This window comes from Chitinophaga sp. (assembly GCF_039596155.1).
In the GTDB taxonomy this organism is placed as follows: Bacteria; Bacteroidota; Bacteroidia; order Chitinophagales; family Chitinophagaceae; genus Chitinophaga.
The window spans coordinates 100,051-111,950 of record NZ_JBCNKF010000009.1 but is presented as its reverse complement, the minus strand read 5'-3'; the positions used below and the strand labels follow the sequence as shown (position 1 = coordinate 111,950).

General features: G+C 48.9%; 6 protein-coding genes. All 6 read right to left on the bottom strand.

All coding sequences use genetic code 11. The features are described from left to right. Position 1 precedes the first annotated feature (1 nt). From ABDW33_RS11200 to ABDW33_RS11175, 6 genes are read right to left on the bottom strand one after another with little or no spacing between them, the layout of a single operon-like run. Positions 2-1,705 (bottom strand): RagB/SusD family nutrient uptake outer membrane protein, encoded by a 1,704-nt coding sequence (locus ABDW33_RS11200; RefSeq protein ID WP_343690153.1) that lies wholly within the window; start codon positions 1,703-1,705, stop codon positions 2-4. Between the two features lie 10 nt (positions 1,706-1,715). Further along, on the bottom strand, positions 1,716-4,520 hold the full coding sequence (locus ABDW33_RS11195) for a SusC/RagA family TonB-linked outer membrane protein (RefSeq protein ID WP_343690152.1): 2,805 nt from the start codon (positions 4,518-4,520) through the stop codon (positions 1,716-1,718). A 1-nt stretch (position 4,521) separates the two neighbouring features. Further along, positions 4,522-5,427, bottom strand: a complete 906-nt coding sequence (locus tag ABDW33_RS11190) for a glycoside hydrolase family 43 protein (protein WP_343690151.1) — start codon at positions 5,425-5,427, stop codon at positions 4,522-4,524. Between the two features lie 24 nt (positions 5,428-5,451). Further along, complete coding sequence (locus ABDW33_RS11185; RefSeq protein WP_343690150.1) at positions 5,452-6,786, bottom strand: glycoside hydrolase family 140 protein; 1,335 nt, start codon at positions 6,784-6,786, stop codon at positions 5,452-5,454. Positions 6,787-6,793: 7 nt separating this feature from the next. Next, on the bottom strand, positions 6,794-9,808 hold the full coding sequence (locus ABDW33_RS11180; protein WP_343690149.1) for a DUF6298 domain-containing protein: 3,015 nt from the start codon (positions 9,806-9,808) through the stop codon (positions 6,794-6,796). Beyond that, positions 9,798-11,894, bottom strand: coding sequence for a DUF3826 domain-containing protein (locus ABDW33_RS11175; protein WP_343690148.1), 2,097 nt, complete (start codon positions 11,892-11,894; stop codon positions 9,798-9,800). The genes ABDW33_RS11180 and ABDW33_RS11175 overlap by 11 nt, the downstream gene beginning before the upstream one ends. Between the last annotated feature and the right edge of the window lie 6 nt (positions 11,895-11,900).

Sequence of the window (11,900 nt, the reverse complement as noted above, 5' to 3'; positions counted from 1 at the left end):
TTTAGTATCCTGGGTTCTGTCCGAATTCAGCGCCGTTTGATAATGCATCTATCTGCGTTTGTGGCACAGGCCGCAGCCGGTTATATTCCTGTACCTGTGTTACATCAGGATTATAGGTATGAATACGATCTACCAGTTTACCGGTACGCTTCAGGTCGAACCAGCGGATATGTTCACCGGCCAGTTCTCTGGCTCTTTCGTCGAGAATGAAGTCGAGGGTAACATCACTTGCTGAGATCTGCATAGCAGCTGTATAGTCAACCGGTGTTTTCTTAGCCGCCCTTGTTCTCAGCACATTAATGTAAGCAGCTGCAGCGTTGTTATCGCCCATCTGTAAGGCAGCTTCTGCACCTATGAGGTACATCTCAGCCAGCCGTATCACAAGTATATCCAGGAAACCCGGTTGTGCATTGGCAGCAGAGCGGGTGATGGGATCCATGAACTTTTTCAGTGGCACATAGTCATTCCCTACCCTGATGGTACCATTTGGGTTGTACACACTATCCCGGTCTATGACGAGATATGGACGGGTGCTTTTGTCAGTAATGGTGTGTTTGGTGATGTACATGGCAGTATCCACACCTGGCACCATGGTTTTTCCTACCAGAGACGGGGACTTGCCATAGTTTCTCACATCGGTTTCAGTCCAGGTAAATGCTTTGTTACAGATCCATACCGTCTGGAACGAACCATCGAAACGGCTGTCTTTTTCATCATCAAAGAAATCCAGCAGTGCACGGGTCGGCATAAAATAGCGGGTACCATCCCTCCCATAATCCATACTTTGCTGTAAACCGGGTTTTGTACTGTAAGCAGTCAGGAACCACAAATGCAGGCGATTTGCATTCGCATCGTAATCCAGTGTATAAGTGAGTGAGTTACTGATTGTATACATTGCTTCCTTATTCTGCTTGTTATTCTTTGGATTGAAGACGTCTGCATAATTATCCCATAGCGACACGCCTAATGCTGCTTTGCGGGCAATGATTTCATCCACCGTTGCTTTTGCCTTTTTAAAATAGTCCTGTTGTTCGCTACCAGTGTAGTAATAAGCGCAGGAAAGGTAAGCACGTGCCAGCATGGCCAGCGCTGACTTCTGTGTAGCCCGGCTGTATTCCGCGCCATAGGTCAACGGCAGATGGGTGGCGGCGTATTCCAGGTCACCAAGTATAAGTTTGTAAAAATCTTTGACATCGCTGCGGGTAGCTGTGGTGACAGCACTGTTTGTTTCTGTCGTAGAGAGTATAACGCCTCCCCATTGCTCAACTACATGCCAATAATAGAATGCGCGCAGGTAGCGCAATTCACCTTCCCGCTGATTACGCATTACAGTATCTGTAAAACCTGCGTTGCCAATCCGGTTGATCCCTGCATTACAAATATTGATCGCGGTATACAGGTTCTTCCAGGTAGTAATATTCGGATTGCCTTTGCCGGGAATAAAGTTCTCGTAGCGCATCAGCTCATTGGCGTAGTTTGCACGGCCGGCGTTGAACCAGAGATCAGTCCCCATTTCGCCCATCCATTCTCCATTCTCTTTTCCATACCAGGCACGTTGTTCTGAGTAAGCAGAATTTACTACAGTGACAAACCCTTCCGGGCTGGACCAGATGGCATCGGCAGTGATCCCGGAAGGGTTGTATTCATCGAGGCTACAGGCGGTTAGTCCTGAGAGCATGTATATGATGAGAAAATAGTTTTTCATTGGTTTAGTTTTAGAAATCCACATTTAGTCCTACAACGACTTGTTTGTTCAGTGGGGCCGATTCAGCGCCTCCTCTTTCAGGATCATAATAACTCAGGAGGTGGTTACGTGACTTCGTGAAGATATTGGCAGCAGTGGCATACACGCGCAGGCTCCCGATGTTCAACCGGCTGCTCACTGACTTTGGCAATGTATATCCCAATGTCACATTCTTAATTTTGAAATAAGAACCATCTATGTAAAGCATAGATTGGTAGCCTGCATAGTCGCCGAACTTAGATCCTTTCCGTGGGCGTGGATAATCGTTCGTTGGGTTTTCTGGTGTCCAGTAGTCCGGGAATGCGGGGCCGCCGCCTTCTCCACCGGGATTATAACGACCCAGGAATTCGCCGTAGATCATTTGTCCCCAGCGGGCAAAAACGAAAATTCCGAGATCAAAGGCGCGGTAGGTAAATGTATGTTGCCATCCGAGCGACCATTTGGGAACAGGGGAACCCAGGTATGTACGGTCATTATCGTTGATGATACTATCATGGTTCAGGTCATCGATCCTGAGGGTACCGGGTTTGAAAGGGGTACCGCCGAAAGAAAGTGCAGCAGCTTTATCGGCTTCGCCGGTCTGCCAGATACCAAGCTTCCGGTAGGTATAGAAGGACTTAACAGGATGACCCTGCAATAATGAATTCGTTTCCTTATCGATCACGTCTTTACCTCCTACGAGGTCGGTGATCCTTTCCCTGTTAGTAGTAAACGTGAGGGTGGAGGTCCATTTAAACTGTTTATGTACTACATTCACCATGTTCAGTGCGATTTCAATTCCCTTGTTGTTCGTAGCACCAATATTCTGGTAAACAGATGATACACCTGTGGATACAGGCAGGGTTCTGAGCAACAACAGTTTGGTCGTTCTGGTGTTATACGCATCGATGGTGGCACTGATACGGCTGTTGAGGAATGACAGGTCCACACCTACATTGGTAGTGGCAGAGAGTTCCCAGCCCAGACTTGTATTGCCGATCGTAGAATTGAAAATATAACCCGGAGCAGGGATTTCGCCGAAGGACATATTATTGGCCTGAGACAGGCCGGACTGTGTACCATATTCTGAAATGCCGGAGTTACCTGCTACTCCGTAACTCACTCTCAGTTTCAGGTCATCCAGCTGGCGCAGGTTGCGCATAAAAGCTTCCTCACTCAACCTCCACCCTACAGATACAGACGGGAATCCGGCCCATTTATGCCCGACGGCTAAACGGGAAGCACCATCCATTCTTTCGGTGAGCTGCAACAGGTAGCGACCTTTGTAGCTATAATTGATCCTGCCTGCAAATGACATGGTAGCCGCCCCTTTATAAGCAGACCTGATGGTTCTGCTGGTGGCTTCAGTTGCATTCAGGTTGTAAAACAACTGTGTCCCCAGCACCTGTTTGATACCGTATGCATTGCTGGTATCGGCATCCTTGTGGGTATAGCTGCTCAGTGCAGTGAGGGTAATCGCATGGTCGCCTTTGTCCAGGTTGTAAGTGAGTACGTTGTCCCAGTTGTAGAAACGGGAATTGCCGTTAGTTACTTCTGAATAGCTGGTACCATCGTTTGCCCTGTTCAGGGAAGTGGTTGCCTGAAAGATACCTACCCTGTTAAAGCTGATGAAGGTACCCAGGTTGGAACGGAAAGAAAGACCTTTTACAGGTGTAATATCGAGGTAGCCATTCATCAGCACAGTCGTACCGATAGTCTGATCTGTGGCCACTGCGGGTCCTCTGTCGTCCGTAAGCGGCGACAGGGTGTTCGTATTGCCTGCTACGGGATAAATGTTGACATTCCCATTTGCGTCGTAAGGTATACCCAGTGGGGTGGTAGACAATGCTACGCTCATAGGGTCCTTACGCTTGTTAAGGGTACTGTAGTTGATCTGGCTCTGGATACCGGCTTTCACAAAGCGGGATACTTCCTGGTCCAGGTTAAGTCTTACGGAGTAACGGGTCAGGTTAGTGTATTTCAGTGCTCCATTCTCTTTGTAATAGCCGAAAGACATAAAGGCTTTTGTCTTGTCGCCGCCACCGCTTACGGATACAGAATGGCTTTGTTGTGAGCTGTTGTGCAGGAGGAGGTCTACCCAGTTCACCCACTGGCCTTTACCAATAGCATCATATTCACCTGCGTTGGCAAAGATGGTAGCGTCGTCAGGCAATGTCTGACCGGGATTGAGGGTGGCTCTCCAGGCTTCTCTTCTAAGCTGTAAGTAACTGTCGCCGAGGCGTGGAGGCGGATATTGTGTATATCCATTGGCTCCATAGTAGCCGTTGTAGGATACCCTGGTCTTGCCGGGCTTACCTTTCCTGGTGGTGATGATCACCACCCCGTTGGCTCCCTGCGAGCCGTAGATAGCGGTGGCAGAAGCGTCTTTCAGGACTTCCACGCTCTCAATGTCTGCAGGGTTCAGGTAAGACATGCTGCCGCCCTGCAATCCATCGATGATGTACAGTGGTCCGTTGCTACCGGCAATGGAGCGGGTACCCCTGATCAGCACATCGGCACCGGCGCCGGGAGTGCCATTGCTACGTGTAATGTCCATGCCGGGTACCCTGCCCTGCAGGGATTCCAGTGGATTGGCAACCGGCGCCTGCATGATCACATCTTTTTTGACGGTATACACAGCACCGGTAAGGTCTCTTTTTTTGACAACGCCATACCCGATTACAATTGTTTCGTTCAGGTCGCGGACCTTCATGGAATCGGGTGGGTGGTGGGTGGTGTCCTGTGCGTAAGTGGCCGCACAGCAAATGGTCAGTAGGATAGTGAGGGATGTTCGCATTTTAATTGGTTTGGGCTAAAAGGCTTTTCAGGACCTTCTTCCTGGTTTTGAATATGGTGCCGTGCTTATGTCCGGTTGGCAATGAGACGTTGGCTGAGATATCGGTAAAGGTTTTGAAATCGATTGTTTTTTTAGCACAGTAACGGTGGGTACCATAGCTATCATAATAAATAAGCCATTCCTGCCCTACTTTGATAACGGAGGAGCCTTCTGTCAGTTTATCCGTAAAAGGGGCAGAAACAGCCTGAAAAGGGCCATTAGCATGCTCACTAAATACTACCCTGAGATCGCGTTCAGGACGGGTGTTGTCTTTAACCACCAGCACGTATTGGTGATCGGCTATTTTTTCCACTGTGCCGTCTATCACACTGTAGCCCGGATCGAAAAACAGCCTGGCGGGAGAGAATGTCACAAAATCGCGGGTAGTGGTATAATACAGGCGATGGTTGTTGTTCTCTTCTTCCGCACCTTTGGGAAAACGGTTTGGAATAGTGCTGCTCCAGATGATGAGGAACTGGTTATTTTCGTCATCATAGCAGAGCTCCGGTGCCCAGACGTTGATGGTAGTGGGTTCATGTGCCATCACGGGAATATATCGTTCTGCTGACCAGTGGATCAGGTCTCTGGAACTGGCATACCCAAAGCCTTTGTCACCCTTCCAGGCACAGGTCCACACGAGGTGGAATGTGCCATCGGGACCTTGCCGGATACTGGGATCGCGCATGATCCTGCTACCTACTGCGGGAGTAAGGCGAGATCCGGGAATATCAACCCAGTTATAGCCATCATAGCTGTATAACAAATGTAGCCCATCCTGACCTGGCTCCCGGAAGGATGTGAACAGGTACACCTCCTTTGCAGAGCGGCAGGCAATACAGCATATCAGCAGTAAGTAAACGGGTCGCATAACGTGGGAAAATCGGTTTGTTAGTTAAGAACGGTCCAGGATCAACACCCAGTCATTCCCTTCTTCTTCCTTGCCGGGTGGGTCAAATACCTGTATACCTTTGTTCGGGAATGTCCCAATCCGGGTAATGACGCCTGTGCGGGGATCATACCAGGCAGCTTTGATATACGCACCCTCTATTTTGCCTAACTGCGCAGGAATACTGCGACCAGTAGCTGTGTAATAAAGTGCGTAGGTTTTACCTTTTGTGGCAATGATACGCTGATGCCTGGAGCCGGTATCTTTGGCCAGCAAGGTCTGGTCAGGTACCCGATCAAAGTAGGAGCGGGTAGTGAGCAATTGTTTCAGGTATTTCATCTGTGCAGCACCGGGTGCGCGTAATGCGGCTGTGTATACTTCTCTTACACCATATACCCCCTTTTCCGTTGCTTTGTGAAACTGCATTACCGAACTATGTCCATAGGTAAATCCTGCGGCTCCGGCAAATACAGACCAGTAAGCATAGCGCCGTACATCCTTGTCTGTCCAGAAAGGCTGCCCCGGGTCATGCAATCCCTGTGGAATACCTTCATAGGACGGTTCGCCATCCAATACCGGTTTTACCGGTTTCCTGTTATAATCGGCCTGTACATACCTGAAGTTGTCTTCTCCGTATTTCCTGGTGGTGGTATCCTGGTTATAACGCTGGTGCCCGGACTGGAACATATTGAAGTTTAACCAGGCTGCATTGTGAAACCAGTCAGACGATTGAGTACGACCTCTCGGATGAAAGGTCATAAGGTGTACGGAATCTTCCCTGTGCAGGGTATTGCCAATGGCATTCCATACTTTGGAAGAATCACTTCCTTTGGTATCACCACCATTCAGCCAGATCACATTTTTCTTATTGTGAAAACGGGTAGCGAGAAAATGGGCATATGTAGTTGCACCGGCTACTGAGACTTTCCCTTCTTTGACAGGAGCTCCCCATACAGGTACCAGTGCCATATAGATTCCTCTGGCTGCCGCTTTGTCCACAACGTTTTCCACGAAATCGAAGTAGGCTTTCTGTGGCTGGGCAATGTTTTGTTTCAGTAGTGCGGAGTCTCCTTTCTGATTCACAGCAGCCAGGCCGGGCAACACCATTGCCTGAATCACATTGAATCCTTTTTCCTGGCGATCATCCAGGTATTGATCTATCTCTGCTTCTGTCAGGTTGGTGAACAACAGCCAGCCTGTATCCCCTAACCAGAAGAATGGTTGTCCATCGGATGTCTGAAAGAAGTGCCCGTCTTTTGAGACCTTCAGCGGCAGGGTTTTACTTTGTCCGTAGCTGAATAACGGGAATAATAATACGATAACAAGTGTATTCCATTTCATGCTTAAACTATTTGCGACTTATCCATAACACAGCCGGAGACTGCTGTGGATTACGGAATTTAAAGCTACTGATCTTTTTGCTACTGATCAGGTGTCCATCTTTTGCATCTATCCAGCGAGCCTTGCCTTTTACGCTGTTATCCAGTGAGATTTCTGCGGCGGTGTTACAGTAGATGATGTATTCGCTGGCGGCATTCTTCAGCGCCATCACACCCGGCAGGTTTACAGGTCGCATATTTGCTGCGGCTTTTAAAAAGCCGGGGACGTCAATACGGGGAATATCCGGCAATGAACCCCCTGCCATGAATACAGCCCATCCGAAACGATCATCACTATCCGCTGAGTAGATGACTACTTTGTCAGGGTACTTTTCCCTGTATTCACGCACCGCCTTGTACACCATTTCTTCGCTGGTCTTCTTAGGTTTTAGCAGGCGTGCATGCTGACGGGGTGCCAGGTGCTGCCCGCCTGCCGGCGCGTAAGTGGTGCCATCCGCCTGATAATGCCAGTAACGAATGTCTATGAGGTCGATCACATGTGCATAAGCGGGATTCTCCAATATAGCATCCTGTACATCTTTTGTTGTGCTCAGACCGATGATACATGAAGGTTGGTATTGTTTCTTAAAGGCATCGATCGTATTGATCCAAAACTGCACAAAGTGTAAAGGCCCCGTAAACTCCGCTCCTATCAATTGTATGACATTGCTGTTGAAACCCAGGCATTCCATTGAATGCCGGATGTAGGCCTGGTGCAATGCACGGCGTACCGGATGAGTTGTATCATAAAACTGAGCTGCCATGAAGATGCGCTTACCACCCGCATATGGTGGTGGCTCGGGGAACCCGGTGTTATTCACATTATTCGCAGGACGCCAGGGAAAATCCGCATAGTGTGCACCCGCTTCGATAATATTGTGCTGGAAATAATTTTCGTGAATCAGGATCTTATCACCGGAGGCAAAACGCGCCAGGCGATCCCAATACCATTCATTGTACCTGGTGAGATCGTATTTGCTCAGGCCATCCCAGGCAGTACCTTCCCCGCTGCGGGCAAAAGGCTGTTCATAGAATGGTGGCCATACGTCGCCATCTATCCGCATTACGCGCTCATGATCGTCTCTTCTTCTGTCATACCAGAGGCCATAGTTATGATCAAAAGCGATGATATTCTTTTGCGTCATCCAATGCACCACGCTGTCGATATCATCAGTAAAACCCCTACCTGTACGCCCTGGAACGAAACGCGTCAAAGCGGGTACAGCTTCTTTTACATCTTCCGGCCGGACGCCACCACGCCACCATGGTTCTTCGTGACGACCACCTGTGAGGAGTGCCCCATCTTTTACAATTCTTCCATGCTGCACGCTTATTACGAAAGAAGGAGGGAATGATGACCATGCACCAGTTTTGACGGGACCTGTTTTCAGTCCGTTTGTATCGACCGCAATGGGAGGTCTTTGGGTGATCCATTCCTGTAAGGTCAGTGCGGGCTGCGCCGATGCTGCCACCATTTCTGCTGCCTGCCGGGGAGAGGGGCTGCTGGATGCTTCGGAGGAGGCAGGCATAAGTTGTGCCCTGTCTGATACATCTTTACCCAGGCGATCTGCGAGCTGGGCATAATACAGGCTGCGTGGATGAATATATTCATTGGAACTGTTCCAGTAGCCATTGCCCTGGAACTGTGCCCAGGCGCCAAATGACCAGTTCATGGCACCTGGAGGTGCAGGACAGATGATCTTTGCCGCTGCACATTGCCAGAGCATGCTATTGGCACCCGACCAACCTGCCCCCTGGCCATCCTGTTCCCTGTCGGGAAAACCCAGTGCCTGCCCGGTAACCTGTACATTGTCAAGCAATACACCGGATGCCCAGCTATCCAGGGTGCCACTATAACTAAAAGGCATCCATGATTCACATTGTACAAATGCATTGGGGCCAGCGGCACAATAGCCTACACCAAAGTCATGATAACCATATTGTGCATAGATGCGCTGGAACAACGTTTGCTGACCGGCTGTAAAAAAGGTATTCCTGCGCTGGCCTCCTATTTCACTTACCGGTGCCAATGAGATACAATCTTCTATGGTAATACGCCGGGCAGTTTCCCAAACAGCCACTGCAGAACCGGCAAAATGTTCGAATGAAACCTGTCTGACCCAGCTATCTATCGCATTTTCGATAGTAATGCCCATCCAGCGGTGTTCTTCATCTTTGGGTCTTTTTTCATCAACAGCAGCAATGCAGCGGAGGTTTTCCACACCTGTATGTGTGATCTGTCCGGGCCATTGATAAGCTGTGATCGTTGAGACGCCGTAAGTGGTATCGAGGGCAGTGGTCAGGGGTGCATCGAGGGTGACCTGATTACCTTTTACGGTCAGTACTTTACGATCCCAATGAATCACGCGCTCATTGGGTTTCCAACCTAAAGCGGTAATACCACCACCAAAATGTCCGGTACCTAATTGCGTGATCCATGCATTGGTGCAGGGACGGGTAATTTCAACCCTGTCTCCCGGTTTAAAGTTTGCCTGGGCAACGGTAATGGTCGTAGCGTTGACCGGCACATAGGCATCGATGATATTCACCGCTACACCGTAACGTTTATTATTCACACCAGCTATGCGGATGAGTGGTGCACGTTGTCTATCATCTCCTTTCAGGATCGTTTCCGGCCCGCTGCCTCTTAGCACTACGTTGCTGGCATTGATGCACAAGGTCCCCCACACTTTATACACCCCTTTTTTAAGTATCACGGCACCACCACCGGCAGCAGCCACCTGATCGAGCGCCGCTTGTATATCTCCATCTACCGGCACTACGATGCGTGCAGGCAAATCAGGAATTGTACTATCTCCTGCCAGATATCCACAATAGGAATAATCAGGGATACGATTGCCTGAGGTGTCTGGTATATATACCAGATGCCCATCTTTACCCACTGATACCGGTGGTTGTATTTTTTGCTGTGCTGTGGCTGCGAAAGGTAGCAAACAGGCCAGCATCAAAAATTTATTTTTCATTTCTGCGTTTCTTCCAGTCTGCTTCTGCTTTTTTCATATCAATGCCGGATGCTGACAAATAGTTATTGATCCTTCCTTTATACTTTCCAAATACGGCATGTTTTTGTTCGGAGGTGCCTGCGTCCATGGCATGTTCCCGGGCTTCTATCAGCCATGTCATAATCTGTTGCTGTTGTGCAGGTGTCAGGTTGGGCAGCATATCCAGGTAAGCACTGTACGTAACAGGTAATATGCTGTAAGTCATGCCATCCTTTACCTTATTTACCTGTTCGGTTGTCAATACAGCAGACAGTTTTGACAGGTAGCGCTGATGTAGCTCCTTCATGAGCGTTGTATCTTTCTTTCCTTCATTGTCCTTGATATCCACATATTGCTGTGTGATGATCTCCTGTACCTGTTCATTTTTTGCCGGTTCACCGATACCCAGTGTGGATACTATCTTTGCTACACGCTCATTGATGATCATAGTATATGGCTTCTTATCTCCTTTGATATCGTTCAGGAAATCTTCGATGTTGGTATAGCCGTCGCCATTCTTATCTTTTACAGCATCGCTGGCATCTTTTGGATTCAGTCCATGTCTGTTTTCCCACTCATCCGGTATGCCATCACCATCTGTATCTTTGTAAGGTTTGCCTTTGTAGTCAGGGTAACCACCTACCTGTGCGATATCGTAGATAATACCCTGCTTGTAGGAATCAGCGGCGAGTCTGCGCCTGATATATTCACTACCGACTTTTGACTCCGTGTTGTCTTTATACTGGATCTTCCCGGTACGTACCTGTTCGATCACTCTTTTATCCACCGCATCGCGTACAGGCAGTGTAGCACCTGCATTATCCAGTACATACTGATATGCATCCTTTGCAGACAGGATTGTCATTGCAGGCATCGGTGCCGGATGATCGACTTTCATATCTGGCATGTACTGGCCGGCATTGCCCAGGTCTTCTACCTGTACACCGCCATCCCAATTGTTCCGGGTGATGTTATCATAGCCTTCCATGATATTGCCGCTTACGTACGTTCTGCCATACTGCTGGTATTTTAGTTTGCTACGGCCTGATTCAGGTTTGATAATACGATGGCCTACATTCTCATCTTTTGGCGTGATAGGGCCAGGCTTGAAATAGTTATTGATAATATTGAACTGGGAGCGGTAATCGCCACCATCTACGGTACGGTGTTTCCAGTTGAACACCACGTTATTCACAAAGTTAAACACACTGAACCAACCTACTGAAGGATTGCGGCCTGCATTACAAGCCCATAGGTTGCGTATGAAGGCACAGTTTTCACCACCTAATGTACTACCAAAGGCGTGGTTGTAGGTATCCAGTGCTTCTGATGAAATACAGTTCTGAATAGTGATGTTAACAGTGGGGAGTTTTTCTTCCTGATATCCTTCACCCGGGTTGTACATGTGGCGGTACAGGGAGATGTTTTCGTCAAGACCCCAGCTGGCAGAGCAGTGATCGATAATAATATTGCCTACCGGGTTTCCACCCAATGCGTCATCACGACGGCCTACGGATGTTTCACCTCTACGGAAACGCATGTAGCGGATGACTACGTCATGGGTATCTATCCAAAAGCTTTCGCCTGCTACACAAACACCATCACCGGGAGCAGTCTGACCGGCGATGGTGATATAGGGTGCACGTAGGATAATGGGGGTCTTTAAACGGATGATACCAGCTACGTTGAAAACTACGGTACGAGCGCCGCCCTGCTCACAGGCTTCTCGTAGCGTACCTGGTCCATCATCTGCCAGGCTTGTTACAACATATACCTTACCACCACGACCGCCAAAGGTATATGCACCACCGCCCTCAGCGCCGGGGAAAGCGGGGATGGTTGCCTGGGGCAGATCGGTAGGACGGGAAGCGTATGGTATATATGGTTTGCCATTGCGTGCTTCCTGTGTTACAATGGGTAAAGCCTTTTGCCACATGTCGTCAGCATGCTTCTTTGCGCCATCCAGCATAGAGTCGCTTACATGCTGCACGGCTTTGGGTATGGTTGGATATTGCGCAAATGCCTGGTACCCGAAACAGATTGCTGCCAGTATGAAATACTTTTTCATCGGTTA